Annotated in this window: 17 protein-coding genes and 2 pseudogenes; 5 read left to right on the forward strand and 14 right to left on the reverse strand. The window is 63.1% G+C overall.

Going from position 1 to position 18,469, the window contains the following annotated elements; genetic code table 11:
• Positions 1-2: 2 nt before the first annotated feature.
• The 4 genes and pseudogenes from X757_RS161760 to X757_RS161745 form a co-directional block, all read right to left on the reverse strand.
• Positions 3-879, reverse strand: a pseudogene (locus X757_RS161760) (ABC transporter permease).
• On the reverse strand, positions 872-1,792 hold the full coding sequence (locus X757_RS161755; protein WP_023696888.1) for an ABC transporter permease: 921 nt from the start codon (positions 1,790-1,792) through the stop codon (positions 872-874). Before X757_RS161755 ends, X757_RS161760 begins: the two are co-directional and overlap by 8 nt.
• A 2-nt stretch (positions 1,793-1,794) precedes the next feature.
• A complete protein-coding gene (locus X757_RS161750) occupies positions 1,795-2,895 on the reverse strand; it encodes an ABC transporter ATP-binding protein (protein WP_023699750.1) in 1,101 nt (366 codons plus the stop codon).
• A 156-nt stretch (positions 2,896-3,051) separates the two neighbouring features.
• Positions 3,052-4,731, reverse strand: a complete 1,680-nt coding sequence (locus X757_RS161745; RefSeq protein ID WP_023683468.1) for an amidohydrolase — start codon at positions 4,729-4,731, stop codon at positions 3,052-3,054.
• 277 nt (positions 4,732-5,008) lie between these two features.
• Here X757_RS161745 and X757_RS161740 point away from each other — a divergent pair, with 277 nt between their 5' ends.
• Entirely contained in the window at positions 5,009-5,662 is a 654-nt protein-coding gene (locus X757_RS161740; RefSeq protein ID WP_023686329.1) for a TetR/AcrR family transcriptional regulator, read from the forward strand.
• A gap of 24 nt (positions 5,663-5,686) precedes the next feature.
• The gene (locus X757_RS161735; protein ID WP_023725145.1) at positions 5,687-6,718 is read left to right on the forward strand and encodes a histone deacetylase family protein; all 1,032 of its coding nucleotides are present in this window, start codon (positions 5,687-5,689) and stop codon (positions 6,716-6,718) included.
• A gap of 87 nt (positions 6,719-6,805) precedes the next feature.
• Here the strand turns inward: X757_RS161735 and X757_RS161730 are convergent, their stop codons facing one another.
• The 4 genes and pseudogenes from X757_RS161730 to X757_RS161720 all read right to left on the reverse strand — a co-directional run bounded on the left by X757_RS161730 (position 6,806) and on the right by X757_RS161720 (position 11,042).
• The gene (locus tag X757_RS161730) at positions 6,806-7,999 is read right to left on the reverse strand and encodes a TMEM43 family protein (protein WP_023725146.1); all 1,194 of its coding nucleotides are present in this window, start codon (positions 7,997-7,999) and stop codon (positions 6,806-6,808) included.
• A gap of 64 nt (positions 8,000-8,063) precedes the next feature.
• On the reverse strand, positions 8,064-9,713 hold the full coding sequence (locus X757_RS1000000169510) for a pitrilysin family protein (RefSeq protein WP_306413581.1): 1,650 nt from the start codon (positions 9,711-9,713) through the stop codon (positions 8,064-8,066).
• 165 nt (positions 9,714-9,878) lie between these two features.
• Positions 9,879-10,379 (reverse strand): annotated as a pseudogene (locus tag X757_RS1000000169350) (M16 family metallopeptidase); the annotation flags it as partial.
• Between the two features lie 45 nt (positions 10,380-10,424).
• Positions 10,425-11,042 (reverse strand): pitrilysin family protein, encoded by a 618-nt coding sequence (locus X757_RS161720; RefSeq protein ID WP_023725148.1) that lies wholly within the window; start codon positions 11,040-11,042, stop codon positions 10,425-10,427.
• 507 nt (positions 11,043-11,549) lie between these two features.
• Between X757_RS161720 and X757_RS161715 the strand changes: the two genes are divergently transcribed.
• From X757_RS161715 to X757_RS0133260, 3 genes are read left to right on the forward strand one after another with little or no spacing between them, the layout of a single operon-like run.
• Entirely contained in the window at positions 11,550-12,269 is a 720-nt protein-coding gene (locus tag X757_RS161715; protein WP_023725149.1) for a helix-turn-helix transcriptional regulator, read from the forward strand.
• Entirely contained in the window at positions 12,266-13,036 is a 771-nt protein-coding gene (locus X757_RS161710) for a helix-turn-helix transcriptional regulator (RefSeq protein WP_023686334.1), read from the forward strand. Before X757_RS161715 ends, X757_RS161710 begins: the two co-directional genes overlap by 4 nt.
• Positions 13,037-13,073: 37 nt before the next feature.
• Positions 13,074-13,541 carry a hypothetical protein gene (locus X757_RS0133260; RefSeq protein ID WP_023725150.1) on the forward strand — a complete coding sequence of 156 codons (468 nt, stop codon included), beginning with the start codon at positions 13,074-13,076 and terminating at the stop codon, positions 13,539-13,541.
• Between the two features lie 64 nt (positions 13,542-13,605).
• Here the strand turns inward: X757_RS0133260 and X757_RS161705 are convergent, their stop codons facing one another.
• The 6 genes from X757_RS161705 to motA are packed head-to-tail and all read right to left on the reverse strand — an operon-like array spanning position 13,606 to position 18,460.
• The gene (locus X757_RS161705; RefSeq protein ID WP_023725151.1) at positions 13,606-14,040 is read right to left on the reverse strand and encodes a hypothetical protein; all 435 of its coding nucleotides are present in this window, start codon (positions 14,038-14,040) and stop codon (positions 13,606-13,608) included.
• Entirely contained in the window at positions 14,037-15,119 is a 1,083-nt protein-coding gene (gene flhB / locus X757_RS161700; protein ID WP_023683475.1) for a flagellar biosynthesis protein FlhB, read from the reverse strand. The genes X757_RS161705 and flhB overlap by 4 nt, the downstream gene beginning before the upstream one ends.
• A gap of 13 nt (positions 15,120-15,132) precedes the next feature.
• Entirely contained in the window at positions 15,133-16,149 is a 1,017-nt protein-coding gene (locus tag X757_RS161695) for a flagellar motor switch protein FliG (RefSeq protein ID WP_023725152.1), read from the reverse strand.
• A gap of 44 nt (positions 16,150-16,193) precedes the next feature.
• On the reverse strand, positions 16,194-16,583 hold the full coding sequence (gene fliN, locus X757_RS161690) for a flagellar motor switch protein FliN (protein ID WP_023725153.1): 390 nt from the start codon (positions 16,581-16,583) through the stop codon (positions 16,194-16,196).
• Between the two features lie 33 nt (positions 16,584-16,616).
• Complete coding sequence (locus X757_RS161685; protein ID WP_023725154.1) at positions 16,617-17,549, reverse strand: FliM/FliN family flagellar motor switch protein; 933 nt, start codon at positions 17,547-17,549, stop codon at positions 16,617-16,619.
• A gap of 35 nt (positions 17,550-17,584) precedes the next feature.
• Complete coding sequence (gene motA / locus X757_RS161680; RefSeq protein ID WP_023671751.1) at positions 17,585-18,460, reverse strand: flagellar motor stator protein MotA; 876 nt, start codon at positions 18,458-18,460, stop codon at positions 17,585-17,587.
• Positions 18,461-18,469 lie beyond the last annotated feature (9 nt).

Here is an 18,469-nt window from a genome sequence, read left to right on the forward strand (position 1 = left end):
GTTCAGTCTCTTTTCCTGCTGACGAAGAAAAACAACGTGACGATCGCGACCGAAAGCAGCAGGAAGGCGGTCGATATCGCGTTGATCTCAGGCGTGATGCCGCGGCGGATCTGGCCGAGCATGTAGGTGGGCAGCGTATCCTGGCCGCCCGATTTGACAAACTCGGTGATGACGACGTCATCGAGCGAGATGACGAAGGCCAGCATCAGTCCGGCCAGTATGCCGGGCCACAAAAGCGGCAGCGTGATGCGGCGGAAGGTCTTCCAAGGCGTCGCGTACAGATCGGCGGCCGCGCGCTCCAGCGTCAGGTCCATGTTTTCCAGCCGCGCCCGGATCGGCAGATAGGCGAACGGGATGCAGAACGCCGTGTGCGCGGCGATCAGATAGCCAATGCCGGAATAGCCGGTGAAGATCTTGATGCGCGAGAAGAAGATCAGCAGCGCCACGCCCGTGACGATCTCGGGCACCATCAGCGGCTGGTTGATCGCCGCATATTTGAAGGTGAGGCCCGGATAGGACGCGGTGCGCGTGGTGGCGAGCGCGGCCATGGTGGCAAAGATTGTCGACAGCACCGCAGCGACGGCGCCGATCTGGAACGAGCGTAGCGTCGCGTCGATAACTTGCACGTTCTGCCAAGCCGACTGGAACCAGCGCATCGAAAAGCCGCCCCATTCGGACGTCGAGTTCGCCGCGTTGAAGGCATAGGCGACCAGCACGATGATCGGCANGCATCGAAAAGCCGCCCCATTCGGACGTCGAGTTCGCCGCGTTGAAGGCATAGGCGACCAGCACGATGATCGGCAGATAGAGCACGATAAAACAGGTCGCAGCGATCACCGTGAAGCCGGTCTGGTGCTTGATGGAAAAGTTCTTAGCCATGCCGCGCCCCCGACTTGCCGGCATTGCGCACATAGGCAAGCAGCGCCACCATGACGATGATCATCACCGTGATCGACAGCGCCGAGCCGAGCGGCCAGTTGCGGCCTTGGCCGAACTGCAATTCGATCAGGTTGGACAGCATCATATTCTTGCCGCCGCCAAGCACGCTCGGCGTCACATAGGCGCCAAGGGCTGGAATGAAGACCAGGATGGAGCCGGCAATGACGCCGGGTTTGACCAGCGGGAAAATGATCTTCCGCAATACCTTGAATCGGGTCGCGTAGAGGTCGTAGCCCGCCTCGACGAGGCGAAAATCAAGCTTCTCCATGCTGGCATAGATCGGCAGCACCATCAGCGGCAGATAGACATAGGCCATGCCGATCAGAATCGCCGTGTCGGTGAAGAGGATCTGCACCGGCGCTGAGACGATACCAAGCTTGATAAGGATGGTGTTGATGATGCCTTCGTTGCGGATGATCTGCAGCACGGCGAAGGTGCGGATCAGAAGGTTGGTCCAGAACGGAATGGTGATCAAGAACAGCCAGAGATCCCTGGTTTTCTCGCTGCGCGTCGCCATGAAATAGGCGGTTGGAAACCCCAATGCCAAAGTGGCGATCGTCGTTATCACCGCCAGCTTGATCGAGCGCCAGAAGATGGTGACATGCGCTGCCGCAAGCGAAAGCGTATCGTCGAAAATGTCGCGTTCCATGAACACCGACAGCCAGGCATCGGGCGAGAACTGCCACTTCACATCGCCATAGGGGCCAGGCGTCAGGAACGAGTAGATCAGCACGATCAGCAAGGGGCCGGTCGCGGCGAGGAAGATCACCAGCAAGGCTGGCGCTGACAGCAGCCAGCGGTCGCGCACATCGCGTCGCTGCGCTGCCTTGGCGACTTGTTCCGCGGTCGCCATGATCAGTCCTTCAGCACTTGCGCGGCGTCGTTGCCGATCGTGATGCCGATCTGGCCGCCCTGCACGAAGCCGTCACCGGCGCCGCGGCTGTTCTGACGCCGCACGATGAACGGCTCGCCACCGGCAAGGCGCAGATGGAAGTGCGTGTCGGTGCCGAGATAGACGATGTTTTCGACGGTGCCGGACAGCGAAGCGCTCGGGCTGGCCGTGCCCAACTGCGCATGCTCTGGACGCACGACGATGGTGACCTTGCCGCTGGGGCTGAAGCCTTCCGGCAGCGAGGCTGGGATTTCCACACCAGACGGCAGCTTCACCGTCGCCCGGCCACCAGTCGCGCTAACCACATCCGCCTTGAGGAAGTTCGACTCGCCGATGAAGTCGGCGACGAAACGCTCGGCCGGCCGGTCGTAGATGTCGCGCGGCGAGCCGACCTGCAGGATTTTGCCCGACGACATCACCGCGATGCGATCCGACATGGTCAGCGCTTCCTCCTGGTCGTGGGTGACGAAGATGAAGGTGATGCCCGTCTCGTGCTGCAGCCGCTTCAATTCGATCTGCATTTCCTTGCGCAGCTTGTAGTCGAGCGCCGAGAGCGGTTCGTCGAGCAGGAGCACCTTGGGCTGCGGCGCCAGCGCCCGGGCGAGCGCCACGCGCTGCTGCTGGCCGCCGGAGATCTGGCTGGTGCGGCGGCCCGCCAGCGCCTCCATCTTCACCAGTTTCAGCATCTCGGCGACGCGCGCCTTGATCTCGGCCTTCGGCTTGCCCAGCATTTCCAGGCCAAAGCCGATATTGTCGGCGACCGTCATATGCGGGAACAGCGCGTAGGATTGGAAGACGGTGTTGACCGGCCGCTTGAAGGGCGGCAACGGCGCGATGTCCTGACCGTAGAGGAGGATTTCGCCGGCGGTTGGAAAGTCGAAGCCGGCAATCAGCCGCAGCAACGTGGTCTTGCCGCAGCCGGATGGTCCCAGCAGGGTGAAGAACTCATTCTCGCGGATGGATACCGAGACCGTATCGAGGGCAGCGACCTGCCCCTCACCCGATCCGAAAATTTTACTGACGTTTACGACTTCAATTGCATTCCGATCCGGTTTTTCCGGCACGATACGCCTCACTGTTGACCCCGCTCTTGCTGGCGGAGTTTTTCCCCTGTTCGATGTGACCACACGGCCGGTAGGTTGGCAAGTCCGGCATTGAATCACAGTTCAGTCGGTCATTTCGTCTTGCAAGCGGCAAGCTGTGCAAGCCGCATGCCATTGTCAGGCCTGGTAGGTGACCTTGCCACCGCAGACCGTCGTCACCGGTCGCAGCTTGTGCAGATCGGCGGGCGCCGTCTTCTCGATATCGGCCGACAAAACCACCAGATCCGCCATGTAGCCGGGTTTCAGAACGCCTTTGCGATGCTCGGCGAATTCGGCATAGGCGCCCTCGACCGTGTAGGCGGCAATCGCTTCCTGCAGCGAGAAACTCTGGTCAGGATCGCCTTCTGCCCATGGTTTGCGCTGCACTGCCGCCTGAATGCTCAGGATCGGGTCGATCGCCGCCACCGGCCAGTCCGAGGCGAACACGACATGGGCGCCAGCGCTTTTCAGGGTGCGCCAGGCATAGCTCAGCGGCCAGCGGGCCGGTCCGATGCGTGACACCGTCGGCTCCAGTGGAAAATCCATGGCGCCGGGCGGATGCGACGGCTGCATCGAGGCGATGACGCCGAGTTCGGCAAAACGCGGCACGTCGGCTGCTGTGGTGACCTCGATGTGCTCAACCCTGTGCCGGCTGTCGCGCTTGCCATTGAGCTTCTGCGCCGCCTCGTAACCGTCGAGCACTGCGCGCACCGCGCCGTCACCGATCGAGTGCACCGCGATCTGCAGCCCGCGTTTGTCGATAGCCACGGCGAGATCGATAAATTGCTGCGGCGTGAACAGCGGCTCGCCGACCCAGTCGGGACGATCCGCATAGGGTTCGACCATAACAGCGGTCCAGGAATCGAGCACGCCGTCATAGAACACCTTGACCATGCCCGATGACAGCCACTCACTGTGGTAGCGCTCGGCCATGACGGACGCCTTCTCGAGCATGTCGAGTGTCATGAAATTCTTGTAGTGGAACGGGATCTTGACGCGGCAGGGCAATCCCTCCTCGGCCTCGATCTCGGAAAGCAGTTCGAGCTGGTAGAGATTGCCGTCCATGTTCTGGATCGAGGTGATGCCGTGGCGCGCGCACCATGCAAGCCCGCGCCGCATGATGTCACGGTCAGCGGCCCGCTCGGCGGCCGACGGCATTGGGTCGGGCTCACCGCCGGTCGACAGCCCCAGCCGCACCCGGCTTTCGCCGGCAAGGTCGAGCACCGGACCGAAGGCCTCGCCCTCGCGCAATTCGCCCGCGGCCAGGCCGTCGCCACCCATCACGATCTCGTTGCCCGGACCGAGCGTGCGTCCCTTCAGGATGCCGGCTATCTCCAACGCCTTGGTGTTGGCCCACATCGTATGGTGGTCGGGCGCTGCCATGCAGAAGGGGCGGTCGGGCAGGATGGCGTCGAGATGATGGCGTGTCACCCGCTCGTCGCCGAGCACGGTGTAGTCGACGCCCTGGCCCACAAGCATTTTCGCCTCGGGCCGCGTCGTTGCGTAGTCGCGGATGGCGCTTTGAAGCGCCTCGAAGCCATGGATACCGCCGAGTTGAAGATGCGCGAGCTCGGCCCCTCCCGAGAACAGATGCATGTGGGCTTCGATGAAACCGGGCAGGACCGAACCGCCCTTGGCGTCGATCACCTCTGTGGTCGTTCCCTTGAGTTTTTCGATGGCGGCGTGGTTGCCTATGGCGATGATGGCGCCGTCCTTGACGGCAATCGCCTCGGCGGCGGGATTGTCATCGTCCATGGTCCGCACGCGACCATTGATGACGATCAGATCAGCATTTTGACCCGCACCCGTGACAGACATCGCGACTCCGCGCTTTTGACGACTGGCTGAGACCGACAACCCTCTTGTCCGACAAGCTGCCACTCCGCTGGAGCGGCGTTATCGGACGAAAACTGATGCCAGTGCGCTGTTTCGAAATTCCCCTTGTGATCTCTCAAAACAGCGTGGATAAAAGAATGCGACTAATTATTCGCGTTTGTCAACGTGCCGAATTTCGAATGTATTGTGGACAACACACCACGCCAATGTTGAGACCGGGACCTGTGTTGAAACCGGCAGGGAACGAAGGCATCAATCCGTGAAGCGCAGTCTCAGCCGCGAAACCAGGATGGCGCTCGAACCGCGCAAGCAGCCGCGGCAGGAACGGTCGAGCAAGGTGGTCGACCGGATACTCGACGCGGCTTTGATCCTGACGCGGGAGCAGGGAACCAAGACGCCGACGACGCTCGCCATTGCCCGGCGCGCGGGCCTGTCGGTCGGTTCGGTCTACCAGTACTTTCCCAACAAGGAAGCCATTCTCCTCGACCTCGCCCGGCGCTGGCTGTCGTCGTTTCCCGAGGTGATCGCCAGGCGCATCGAGGTCACCCCACCCACCAACCGCGACGAGTTTCGGCAGGAGGTGCGCAAGCTCTTCATCGATACCTCCAGAATATATCTCGAAAACGCCACCCTGATGCCGGTGATCGAGGCGATATCCGGCAATGCCGACCTCAGGCCGATCCAGGACGAATATGACGAGCAGATCATCGCGCTTTACGCCGCGTGGCTGCAGCATGTGAACCCGGCCCTTGAAGACAAGATCGCCAGCCGGCTCGGCGTGCTGATGATGGATGTCGGGCACGCCTGCCGGCTTGTGGGGTTGAAGCGGGATCGCAAGACATACGACCTCATCGAGGACGATGTGGAAAGAATGTGGCTCGCTTTGGTCACCCCCTATCTCAACCTTGACTGATTTCGCTATTTCGAGAGGAAATTCATGAAGACTGTCTATTCGCCGCTTCATACCGGCCATGCCGGCCAGATGGAACTGGTCACGTCGGCAATCGTGCCGGGTTTCGAAAAGCCGTCGCGGGCCGAGTTCATCAAGGCGCGGGTCGAGAGCGAGAAGCTGGGGCCGATCATCGGACCGGTCGAGCACGATCTCACAGCCGCCAAGCGCATCCACAAGGCCGACTATATCGACTTCCTGCCGACCGTCTGGCCGGCGTGGAAGGCCGCCGGCTTCGAGGGCACGGCGATGCCCTTCACCTGGCCGACGCGCGGCCTGCGCGGCGACGTGCCACCCAAGCGCGTCGACGCCTTGCTCGGCTACTATTCCTTCGACGCCGGCGCCACCTTCGTCGAAGGCACATGGACCGCGATCAAATCGTCCTACGACGTGGCGCTGACGGCGGCGGCCTTGGTCAAGGGTGGCGAGCGGTCGGCCTTCGCGCTCTGCCGCCCGCCCGGCCATCACGCCGGTGCCGGGTTCATGGGCGGCTACTGCTACATCAACAATGCCGCGGTCGCCGCGCAGTGGTTCCTCGATCAGGGCGCAAAACGCGTCTCGATCCTCGACGTCGACTATCACCACGGCAATGGCACGCAGGAGATCTTCTATGAACGCGCCGACGTGCAGGTTCTCAACCTGCATGGCGATCCCATGGTGGAGTATCCGTTCTTCCTCGGCCATGCCGATGAACGCGGCGCCAGCGCCGGCGAAGGTTTCAACGTCAATTATCCCATGCCCTTCGGCACCAATTGGGACGCCTGGAACGCCTCGCTGGAGGACGCTTGCGCCAAGCTCGCCGCCTACGCCCCCGATATCGTCATCGTGTCGCTCGGCGTCGACACCTTCGAGAAGGACCCGATCAGCCAGTTCAAGCTGAAAAGCCCGGACTATCCGAAGATCGGCCATCGCATCGCCAAGCTCGGCCTGCCGACGCTGTTCGTGATGGAAGGCGGCTACGCCGTCGAGGAGATCGGCATCAACGCCGTCGGCGTGCTCACCGGCTTCGAGGACAAATAGGAAAGCAATTCCAGGATAAGTGTGAGGCGGTTTTCCGGCCGGAATTGCGCCAAGGAGATATGGGGCGGCTCCGGCCGCCCCGACCATCTAGGCGGCCGCAGCCGGGTTGGGTGCAACCACCGGAACGGCTGGCCTTCGCGACCGGCCGATGCGGTAGACAATCACCGCCGCAATCACGCCTGCCGCCAGGATGGCCACCGCCAGCAACGGCCGGTACCAGAACCAGGCAATCGCAATCGTCACCGTGCCGACCAGGATCGCCAGGACGAAGGCGATAATGCCGGTACCCATCCGCGCCATGCTGCCGAGGAAGGGTATGACATCGAGGATCACCCCGATCGGGCTGAGGAACAGCGCAAAGCCTATGGTCAGCAACAGCAAGCCGGCGCCGCGCAGCAGCCAGGTGATCAGCGTGTTGGCGCTGACGGCGTCGGCGAACATCTTTTCGGCCGGGACGTTGCCGGTGTCGACCATCAGCAGCGCATCGCCGGCTTGCGTCTGGTAGGGCTCGAAGCGGCTGCCGGCCTGGCGCGCGATGATACTGACCACGCCCAGCGGCGCCAGTTCGTAGCCGATTCGATAGTCACCCAAAGCGGGCGTCGTGTTGTCATTGCCGAGAAAAATCTTGCCATCGACGATGCTGAGCGGTTTCGTTCCGGTATAGGCAGCCTTTATCGCCGCCGACTGGTCGGCTGAGAGCGAATAGTCCTTGTCACCCTCGATACGGTCCAGCACCGGCGTATCGAGATCGAAGGCGACAAGCTTGCCCTCAGGAATCTGGAAGGTCCGGCCGTGGATTTCCATCGGCGGATTCTGGTGGCCGTCCGGCTTCTTGAAGTCCGACGAGTCGATCTGGCTGTCGTCCCACACCTTGGAATAGCTGTAGGTGGTCACCGTCTCTTCGCCACCGCCGAGCTTCTTGGTCGTCTCCGACTTGGACTCTTCCTTCCACTGATACATCTCGACACTGCGCGACAGCCGCAGCCCTTGCGTGGCGATGCCGAAATCCGGATCCGCCAGGCCGCTGTCCGCCGTCACCAGTCCGCTGACATGAACCAGCTTGCCGTCATTGGCGGTATCGACGCTGTCGGCGCCGACCGAAACCACCGCTCCAGAACCTTCGGCCAGCGAGCGCGCCGTCTGCACGGCGCGGCCTTCGTTCCAGAACAGCCCGATCACCATCAGCACGATCAGGATAAGGCCGAAGATGACCCCGCCGACCGCGCGCTTGATCCGCCCGAACCACGAGACGGACGTTACTTCCCGAAATGAATCGCTCATCGTTTCCCCCGAAACAAAGTTATCCCAAAATTACAACGCCGCCGGCGGCTGCGCGTTTAGCCCGTCAATCGGCGTGGATCTGCGCGCCGCAATCCCTTTCGCCGGCGCAGGCGTGCACCGCGCGCGTCGTGCCGCCATCGCCAACCCGCCACGGCGAGGCAGACAGCGGCGCCTGGCGATTGCCCCCGAGAAGATCGAGCGCCCGCATCGCCGTCTCTTCACCAGCCTCGTCACGCTTGACGATCTCGACGTCCTTGAGGCCGATCGCGGCAAGCTGCGGCATCACCACATCGGGGTCGCCCGCCACCACGATCAGCGACGGATCGAGCGACGCCAGGGCCAGCGCCTGTTTCTGAACCGCATCGAGCGTCAGCTTTGTGCGCGCCGCCATGCGGGTTTGCTGGTCCTCCAGCGTCGATCCGCTGCCGACCGCGCCAATCAGCGAGGAGAACAGACCAGCCGACGTCTCGGCCGATCCAGCCAGCGCCCGGCGATAGACAGTCACCGTGCGGTCGACTTCGTCCTGCGCCACCGGCAAGGTGGTCAGGCCGGCAAATCCTTTCAGGACTTCGGTAATCGCCGGCCCGGTGTTGGCGCGCTCGACGGTGGTTGCCACGACCAATCCCGAGCCGGCCTTCATCGGGCTCATCAGATAGCTCGACACGCCATAGGAGTAGCCCTTCTCCTCGCGGATCACCGAATTCAGCCGGCTGGAGAAATCGGCGCCAAGCAGGTTGGAGACCGCGGTCGATTCGGCGCGCTCGCTCTCGTCGGTGCCGGGCGCCGGCCGCGCCACGAACAGCGCCGACTGGCTGGCGCCGGGTTCGGGCACCAGCAGCACTTTCTGTCCCCCGTTGAAATGCGCCGCCGGCGACGGCTCGACGGCATAGCCGGCGGTGTCGCTTGTCCACGCGCCGAATGCTTTTTCAAGGCTGGCGGCGACGGTCGCGACCGGCATCGGGCCGACGCTGTAGAAGGTCACCGCCTTCGGCGTGAACGCCGCCTTGAATGCGTCCCTCGCCTCGTCGAGCGAGATCGAGGCCAGCGCCTTTGCCGACCAGTCCACCGCTGCCTTGCCCGGCACCTGCGGGATCAGCGTCGCCTTTGCCATGCGGCCGGCAACGCCGGGCAGATCCGCCTCGCGGCCGTTTAGCCAGTCGACCGTCTGCGCCATCAGCACCGTCCATTCGGTCTTGTCGAAACGAGGCTTCAGTACCGCGTCGGCGAGCAGCCCAATACCCTGGTCGAGCTTTTCCGGCGGCACGCCAAGCGTCATCATCGTGGCCAGCGTTCCGGCCTGGTGGCTGACGCCGGCGCCGATGTCGCTGGCCGCCTTGGCGAAATCAGCCGAGCCGCGATCGGCGGCCCCGCGTGTCGCCATGCTTGCTGCAAGCTCCAGCAATCCCTCCTTGCCTTCCGGCACGCTGTTCCAGCCGCCGGCGGCACTGGCCGCGACATAGACCATCGGCGCTTCCGGCATTGTGTAGTGGACGAGTTTGATGCCGTTCGAGAGCGTCGCCGTTTCCATGGCGGGCAGTGTTGCCGAAGGCGCTTGCCCGGCCGCATGCTTCGGAATGTCGATCGCCGCTCGCTCCGGCGCGGTGAACGGCTGCGGTGTGCCAGACGAGCCGATCAGTGCATCGGGATAGCCGCCGCGCGGGCCGGGCTTCAGCACCAGCACGCTGGCGTCTTCCGGTTTCAACAGCCGCTTCATCGTTGCCTCGAGATCCGCCACGCTGGCGTCCTTCACCCGCGGGTCGTCGACCAGCGCGCTCTGCGCATCGCCGAGCACGTCGGCATTGTAGGAGACGACGCCGGCGCGATCCTTCAATGCTTCGCTGCCGAGCCGCGCTGCCTGCAAGATGCCGGTGCGCGCACGCTCGACATCGACCGGATCGAGCGGGGTCTTCAGGAAATCCGCAAACGCCGTTTTCATCGCGCTTTCCAGCGCTTCCGGCGCCACATCTTCGGCGGCACCCGCCTCGAAGGTAAAGCGGCCACCGAGCAGACCGCCGGTCCAGCTCGCGCTGGCATAGGTGGCAATGCCCAACTGCGAAACCAGCCGGTTGCGCAAAAAACCATATTCGCCGTTGCCGAGCAGTTCGGCGGCAATGCTGAGCGCACCATTGTCGGGCGACTGCGCCACCGGGCCACTGAAGCCGACCACAACGATGGGGCTTGGCACGCGATCCTCGAGCACCAGCTTGAGCCGGGCCTGCGTCGGTTCCGGCACGGCGGGCCGCGCCACATCGGCGCCGCGCGCCACGCGGCCGAACGTGTCGGCAATCAGCGCCTTGGTGTCGTCGATCTCCAAGTCGCCGACCAGCACCAACACCGCATTGTTGGGCAGATAGTAGCTGTTGAAGAAACCCCTGACATCGTCGAGCGTCGCCGCATCGAGATCGGNGAGCCGATGACCATGCGGCTATAGGGATGCGGCTTCGGGAACAGCCCGGACCAGAAAGCTTCCCAGCCGGATGCGCCGGCCTTGTCGAGCACGTTCTGGCGCATCTCGTTCTTGACCACCGAGCGCTGCAGATCGAGCTTGGCCTGAGTCACCGAGCGGCCGAGATTGGCCATGCGGTCGGCCTCCAGCGACAAGATCATCGGCAGTGACGACGACAGCCCGTCGACGTAATAAACCGTGCCGTCTTCGGTGGTCCAGGCATTGATCTCGTTNCATCGGCAGTGACGACGACAGCCCGTCGACGTAATAAACCGTGCCGTCTTCGGTGGTCCAGGCATTGATCTCGTTGCCGAGCGCGGCGTGCGCGCCGAACACGTTCGGCCAGGCCGGCGTGCCGGAAAACATCAGATGTTCGAACAGATGCGCAAAGCCCGAGCGTCCCGCGGGTTCATTCATCGACCCGACGCGGTAGCGCAGGTTCATCACCACCTTCGGCACGCGATGGTCGGGCACCAGCACCACCTGCAGCCCGTTGTCGAGCGCATAGGTAACGGTCGGCTCAGCCTTGGCGGGCGCTGCCATGCCGGCAAGAGCCGCAAGCACCACCGTGAACGCCAGGAAAACCTGCTTCATCATGACCCCCGATGCTGATGGCCGCGAGCAAGCGCCGCCAAATCCGCCGTATGACCGAAGGGATGCCCACCCCTGCCGGCTGCCGAGACCCTATCGGAATCGATCGGCCCTCGATACGGCAGTATCGCAACACCCTCTGGCTTTTTCGTGTCGGCGTTTCAGGCCTTTTGCGGCGGAAAAGGCCGCGAGAGCAGCCCCTGAGTCGCTTGAGTCCAATAATATTGATTTTGTCAAATCGCGTTTGATGTCGGATTCATCTGCAGGTAGATTAGACCCGAATCAGCCGGTCCTTGGGGGGCGCGGCGACCACCCAAAGTCTCAAGTTCCGGCCAATGACCGGCACCAGACGCGGACGGCTTCGCGTTCCCTGAATGGATTCGGCGATCAGCGCGACCGCCGCGCCGTGTGAGTGCTTCGTAAACGTGATGCGTCTTCAAGTTCGGCCGCTGCTAACCCCAGCGTCCGGGCTCAAGAAAAGACTCCGGCCATGACATACAACCAAAGCATCCAATGAGCAGTTCCGCCGCGCTTCTCCAATCCGATACGTTAGGCTCGCGCCTTGAATCGCGCGGCGATCTCACCTCCTTTTTCATGCAGCTCGCCGCCGAGATCGGCGCCGACAGCTACATGCTCGTCGCCATCGTCCACGACCAAGATCGCAACGACGCCCGCATCGTCTCATCCAACTGGATCTTCGACGCCATTGAACTGATCGGCAAGCGGCTGATCGCCGGCCTTGCCCAGGGACCGCTGACCGTTGCACCTGGCATCCGCCCGAGGCCACTGGTCGCCGCCGCGGCGCCCGACGCCGGCGGACTGCTCACCGGCGAAGAGGCGCGCCTGCTCGACGTGCTTGGCCATGCCGAAGTCTATTCACTGCGGCTAAATGTCGGTCGCCAGCGGCTGTTTGCGCTTTTCTCGGCGGCCGAGGCCGGCAGTATCGACCAGCCGGCGCTGATGAAGGCTCAGTTGAAGTGCTGCTACGCGCTGTCCGCTATCCCGCAATTGATCGCCGCCGCCGCCATGCAGGACCCGCTGTCCGACCGTGAGCGCGAATGCCTGTTCTGGGTGTCTGAAGGCAAGANAGGCAAGACCACCGATGAGGTCGCGGTGATCCTCGGGGTCTCGTCCAACACCGTCAACAGCTACATCACCCACGCCATCCAGAAATTCGCGGCCTCGAACCGCGCGATGGCCATCGCCACGGCGATCAGGAGCGGCATCATTTGAAACACGCTGACATCAAGGCGGCGGCCGAAGCCCTTTTCAACGAGCAGCGCAATCCGTTCGGCGCCTTCTCCATCGGTTCCGAGACGCACCATGCCGTTACCATCCCGGACGCGGTGCGCCGCTGCCGCTGGATCGCCGTCGACATCAACGCGTCGGCGTTTGGCCTCTATTTCGTCAGCCCCTCGCCGGAACGGGCGCGCCTGGTGCCGAGCTTCGATTCCGACTATCCAGCCACTGCGGTGACAACCAAGTTCATCGCCGGCGCCAATGGCGAGGAGATGGTGCGCCACAGCGGCGCCTCGACAGCGCCGCGCTGGTGGGCCGATGACGGCATCGCCGGCTCGGACGCCGTCTTCCAGAACCTCGCCTGGGCGGAGCGGACGGCGCCGCTGGCGCCGGGCACCAACGGCATTGCCTTTCCCGTCCATGCCGATCGCGGCCATTGCGGGCTGGTGGTGTTCCTCGGCTCGACGATCGCTCTGCCGGAGGACACGCTCTACGAAATCCACGCCCGCTGTTTTTCGCTGTTCGCCGCCGTCGCCCGCATTCGTCCGAACGATGCCGGCCGGATGCGGTCGATCTCCAAGCGTGAACTGGAGTGCCTGAAGCTGACCGCCAACGGCAACACCAGCGAAGAGATCGCCAGGCTGCTGAAGCTGTCGGTCCACACCGCCAACCAGTATCTCACCCAGTCGACGCAGAAGCTCAACGCCGTCAACCGCAACCAGGCGGTGGCCAAGGCGCTGCGGCTGGGGCTGATCGAGTGATCCGAGTTGCCCAAAAAGCGGTTTTGGGAGAACAACGTTGAGCAATGACAAACAAGTCACGGGGAACATCGGCGTCTACTATGTAGCGTGGCAGCTGTCGCGGATTGGCTGGAATGTCATGCTCACGGTTCGGAACGCGAAAGGTGCCGATATGTTCGCCGTGTCCGAAGACGAGAACACCCAGCATCCGATTCAGGTTAAGGCTCATGCAGCAAAACCACAGGACACGTTCCTTGGCCTTCAGCCTGAGAAGCACGTTACCCGATGGTGGATGTTTGTCGCGTTTGCGCGCAGCGCCGAACCGGTGTGCTATGTCGTGTCGCTGGACGAGGTTCGTGTCCGCATGGGCCGCGATCCAGGTACCCGATCAGGCAAAACCGAACTTGAGCGCTCGTTCTGGCTTGATCGTCGCTACTACACCCCCGGATCAGACCGCGAGATGATCGAGGCGCGCAACGCTTGGCACCGTCTCGGACCGGCTAGGACGACCATATCGCAGATTTAGTTCTCTATGTCTGCCGCGAACGGTACCTGCCATACCCTGCGGGTACACGTCTCAGACTTTGCCGCTAAAATGCCAACGGCTCGGTCCGGCGAATCCGCGCCTCTTCGATCACTGTCTCCAGCAAGGCGGTGTTGTGCTCGGGGTCCTCCCCGGGCTTTTCGAACGACACATAGTTGACCGCGACCGAAGACCTCTCCTCGCTCAGCGTCAGCTGGAAATAGACGGTGACGCCCGGCGGCCGAAGCTCAAGATCGAGCACGATGCGCGGGCTGCCGCTCCAGTCGACATGTGCCTCTCCGCCATGGCCGAGCCTGAGCGTGCCCGGCAGGAAAAAAAGCTCCACAGCCGAATCCACCAGATCCGACAGGCAAGCGAAATGCTCGAGCCGGATGAAGGCGATGTAGTCGGCGACGTCGATCAGCCGCAACTCGTCGACCACCTGCTCGATGGCCTTGGCGACGATGAGTTCGCGGGATTTTGCGTGCGGTTGGCGGTTCATGAAATTTGTCTCCGCTCAGCCTTTTTGGAGTAGACGATCCGCACCAGTTCGGCGACGGCCTGGTAGAATTGCGACGGGATCACGCTATCAACCGAAACTTGCTTGTACATGGAGCGGGCGAGCGCCACGTCCTCGAAGATCGGGATGTTGTGCTCCTTGGCAATCTCGCGAATCTTGAGCGCCACAAGGTCCTGGCCCTTGGCCAGCACCATGGGTGCTGAATCCTCGTCGCGGACATATCTGAGCGCGATGGAAAAGTGCGTCGGATTGGCGATGATCAGCGTCGCGCGCGGCACCGCCGTCATCATCCGCTTGCGCGCCCGGTCACGCGCCAGCGAGCGCAGCCGCGACTTGATGATCGGGTCGCCCTCGGACTGTTTGAACTCGTCCTTGACCTCCTGCTTGGTCATCCGCAGATCCTGCTTCCAATGGAAGCGCGACCAGACGACGTCGACCGCCGCGATCAGCCCCATGACGAAGACGATCGCCACCAATATGTCGACGGTGATGCTTTTGATGACGAGGCCGAAAGCGACGGGGTTGGTGATCATGCCGGCCAGGAGCTGGCGGTAGTCCTGCGACAGCGTGAAGTAGAGCACGATACTGGCGAAGCCGAGCTTGCCCAGCGATTTCAGGAATTCTACCCAGCCCTGAATACCGAACATCCTGGTCCAGCCTTTGGCTATCGAGATGCGCGACAGTTGCGGCCGGATCCGCTCGCCGACGACTTGCGGCATGTTCTGCAGCACCGAGGCGCCGATGCCGGCCACCACCAGCAGCACCAGCAGGCTGACGACGGCGTTGCCTATTTCCATCATCACGGTCTTGTAGAGCGCGATGACGTCGGTCTCGGTGTCCATCGGCCACGCCTCGGGCTTTTCCAGGAACATCGACAGGAACATGCCGAGATCAACGACCGCGTCCTTGGCGTAGAAGACGGTGAACACCAGTATGGCGATGAAGGACGCCAGAAGTGCGGCCTCTCGCGAATGGGGCAGCTTGCCCTGTTCGACGGTGTCGCGGATCTTCTTTTCGGTCGCGTCTTCGGTTTTGGAGTCTTTGTCCGCCGCTTCAGCCATTCAGCGCTCGGCGTTAAGCCGCTTCGCTCTGCTGCGATGAGGGCAGTTCGAAAGCCCCCTCGCGCGAAAGCCGGATTGTCGCCACCGCGATGTTCTTGCGCGCCGTCATGATGTCGGCAAGCTGAATGCCTTCCGAGCCCTGTCCGAGCTCGGACTCGATCATGCGCCGCGACCGTGCGCCGATCGCCGAGAGCGCCGATTCCGTCAATGCGGGTGGTGCACCGCGCAGCGCCAGCGTAATCAGTTCGGTCGACAGCCCGTCGAACAGAAGCACCCGCGCCTTCTGCGTCAAAAGCGGCAGATCGTCGAAGGCAAACAACCTGGAGCGGACACCGCCGAGGTCCGGCGTGCCGGCCTCTTCCAGATCCTGCATGACCTCTTCCAACTGAGGCTTGTCCATCTCGTTGAGCATACTGGCGACGCGCGCCTGTCCCGCCGAGATGTCCTTGGTCGCTGTCTGCGCCAGCACGCTGGCGCGCAGCTGGTTCTCGATGATCCTGGTCGCCGCGTCCGGAATGGTCGCCATCGTCACCATGCGCTTGATGATCTCGCTGCGCATCGGCTTTTCCATCGTCAGCAAAATGTTGGCGGCGGCCTGCGGCGCAAGCTTCGACAGCACCATGGCCGCGGTCTGGGGATGCTCGGCGGCAAGGAACGTGCCCAGACGCGTCGGCTCGAGCTTTTCCAGCTCCGGCCAGATCGGCGGTGGTCCTTCCGGCGCAACCTCGAAGCGCTTGTCGCCCATGATGGCGCTCATCTCTTCGGGCGACAGCGATTCATTGAGAATCGTGTCCATCCGGTCGGCGGAATCGAGCAGGCCCGCACCTTCGGTGAACTCGGCCTCGAATTCGGCAACGATGCGTTCGAGGTCGCTTTGCGGAATGGTGCGCAGCAGCCGCGCCCCTTCGATCAGTGCCTTCAGTTCTTCTTGCTTGAAGAATTTCAGCAGCCGGCTGGCCGAAGGCTTGCCCATCGCCACCAGGATGGCGGCGGCCTTTTGCGGGCGCGTGAGCGTCACCGGCGTCGTCATGGCATAAGCTCCGATCGCTGCTGAGACCGCATGTCGTCTAATCCTCAGGCGCTCTTGGCGGCAGCGATGATTTCGGTCAACCTGATGCCAAAGCGCGACGGATCGCTTTCCAGCACGGTGATTTCGCCGCGCGCGATCTTGCGGCCGTTGACCACGACATCGACCGGTTCGCCGATGCGCCGGTTGAGCGCCACCGTCGAGCCCTTCTGCAGCGCCATCAAGTCCGACACCGACATTTCCGTGCTGCCGAGGATGATCTGCACATCGACGGGGATGCTCATGATGATGTTCGAATTGGCGCCGGACGTGGCAGCCCGCAAGGCGGCGTCGGGGCGCTTTTCCTCCTCCTGGAGGACACCGCGCAATTCCTCGATGGCGCGGTCGAGCTGTTCGTCCGGCTGGTCGATATTGGCTTCCACCTTGGTCTTGGCCATCACTCGTCTCCAGATGCTTGGGCTTGCCCGGCGTCAGCCCGGCATGAGCCCATCGATAAAATCCTGACCGGCATCGTAAGGATGCCTGATCCGGACGGTGTAGTTCTGCCCGAGTTTACCGAACTCGCAGACAAACAGCGTCTTGTCGCGCGCGCTCAGCTTGGCTTGGGACTGCGCCGTCTCCTCGAGCTCGATGATCTGGCCCGGCTCGAAGCCGGCGAGGTCGCCGAGCGTCAGGCGGGCCAGCGGCATGGTCGCTTCGAGCGTCACCGTCGAGCGCATCACTTCTTCGGAAAAACGTGCCCGCCAGTCGGAGGTCGTGCCTTCGCTGTCGTGGACATCGGCGATACCGCGTGTGGCCAGCAGGATGCGCTGCGGGATCATCACCGTGACCGTTCCGCTGTCGGTCGGCGTCGAGATGCCGAAGACGATGCGCACCGCCGCGCCATCGCGCAGCACGCGGCGCTTGGCTTCGCTGCCCGAAAGCGCCCGCGGCACCGGCAGCCGCAGCTCGAGCGAGCGCCGGCCCGATCCGTTCAACGCCTGCGCAACTTCCTGGAAGATCGTGGTCGCGACATCGGTCTCGATCTGCGACAGAGCGCGCTCGATCGGCGAAACCGGCTGATCCGGATCGCCGCCGAACAGTGCGCACACCATCACGGCGATGGCCGGCGCATCAGCCACCAGCGTCATCGCATCCGAAGACGTCGGCGATGCTATGATGGCCATGGCAAAGGCATCGCCGGCATTCGTGCGGGCATCGGGAACACGGCTGATCTCGACCGCGCGCAGGTCGACGGTGACCGGTGCGCCGAGTTCGCCGGCCAGGCTCTTCTGCAGCAGCGGCAGGGCGCGCTCGCCCATCGAGCGCCCGGTGCCGATGACGTGAGCGGCCTCACCGCTGTCACCGACCAGACGCTCGATGATCAGCGAGCGGGCTTGCGAGGGGCTGCCAGGACTTGTCATGACGGCGTGCGGTCCTGTCTGTCGTCATGCATGGCTCAAGCCGCTTTCTTCTCGGCGGAAGCTGTGTTCATCGTGCTTTGCTCGACGGCATCGATCGTCGGCCGCTCATAGGACGAGATGGTCTTGCGACCGAACTCGATCGCCACCTGCGGCAGGGCGCCGTTCATGTAGGCAAGCAGCGTCTGCTTGACGATGATATAGAGGCGGTTCTTCTTCTCGCGCACCGTCTTGATCTTGGTGGCGACCGGCCCGACCACCGCATAGGACAGGAAGATGCCGAGGAAGGTTCCGACAAGGGCAGCGCCGATCAGGCCGCCGAGGATTTCGGGCGACTGGTCGAGCGCGCCCATCGCCTTGACCACGCCGAGCACGGCGGCGACGATGCCGAGCGCCGGCAGACCATCGCCCACCGCCACCAGCGCATGGTAAGCCTTCATCTTGTCGGACTTGATGGTCTGGATTTCCTCGTCCATCAGCGCCTCGATCTCATGCGAGCGGGCATTGCCGATGATGATGATGCGGCAGTAGTCGCAGATGAAATTCGTCAGGTCGTGGTTCTTGAGCACGGTCGGGAACGCCTGGAAGATTGCCGACTCCTCCGGATTGTCGATATGCGCCTCGACCTCGCTGCGCGACTTCGAGCGCAGTTCGCGCATCAGGCTGTGCAGCACGCCCAGCGTCTCCAGATAGTCGCGCTCTTTCGGCACCGCCTGCTTGAACGCTTCGAGGATACCCCTGCCGGTGTCCTTGACCGTCTTCATCGGGTTGGCGACGAGAAAGGTTCCAAGTGCGGCGCCACAGATGACCACCGCTTCCCAAGGCTGCATCAGCACATGCAGATGGCCGCCCATCGCCATGAAGCCGCCGAGAACACAGCCGAGCGTCACCACAAGTCCGATCAGAATGCCCACGCCAGATCC

Source organism: Mesorhizobium sp. LSHC412B00, assembly GCF_000503035.1.
Lineage (GTDB): Bacteria > Pseudomonadota > Alphaproteobacteria > Rhizobiales > Rhizobiaceae > Mesorhizobium.

Excerpts from the sequence above, each read along its gene's own strand:
- X757_RS161755 (WP_023696888.1), bottom strand. The coding sequence starts at position 1,792 with ATGGCGACCGCGGAACAAGTCGCCAAGGCAGCGCAGCGACGCGATGTG.
- X757_RS161745 (WP_023683468.1), bottom strand. The coding sequence starts at position 4,731 with ATGTCTGTCACGGGTGCGGGTCAAAATGCTGATCTGATCGTCATCAAT.
- X757_RS161735 (WP_023725145.1), top strand. The coding sequence starts at position 5,687 with ATGAAGACTGTCTATTCGCCGCTTCATACCGGCCATGCCGGCCAGATG.
- X757_RS161730 (WP_023725146.1), bottom strand. The coding sequence starts at position 7,999 with ATGAGCGATTCATTTCGGGAAGTAACGTCCGTCTCGTGGTTCGGGCGG.
- X757_RS1000000169510 (WP_306413581.1), bottom strand. The coding sequence starts at position 9,713 with ATGAAGCGGCTGTTGAAACCGGAAGACGCCAGCGTGCTGGTGCTGAAG.
- X757_RS161705 (WP_023725151.1), bottom strand. The coding sequence starts at position 14,040 with ATGAACCGCCAACCGCACGCAAAATCCCGCGAACTCATCGTCGCCAAG.
- flhB (WP_023683475.1), bottom strand. The coding sequence starts at position 15,119 with ATGGCTGAAGCGGCGGACAAAGACTCCAAAACCGAAGACGCGACCGAA.
- X757_RS161695 (WP_023725152.1), bottom strand. The coding sequence starts at position 16,149 with ATGACGACGCCGGTGACGCTCACGCGCCCGCAAAAGGCCGCCGCCATC.
- fliN (WP_023725153.1), bottom strand. The coding sequence starts at position 16,583 with ATGGCCAAGACCAAGGTGGAAGCCAATATCGACCAGCCGGACGAACAG.
- X757_RS161685 (WP_023725154.1), bottom strand. The coding sequence starts at position 17,549 with ATGACAAGTCCTGGCAGCCCCTCGCAAGCCCGCTCGCTGATCATCGAG.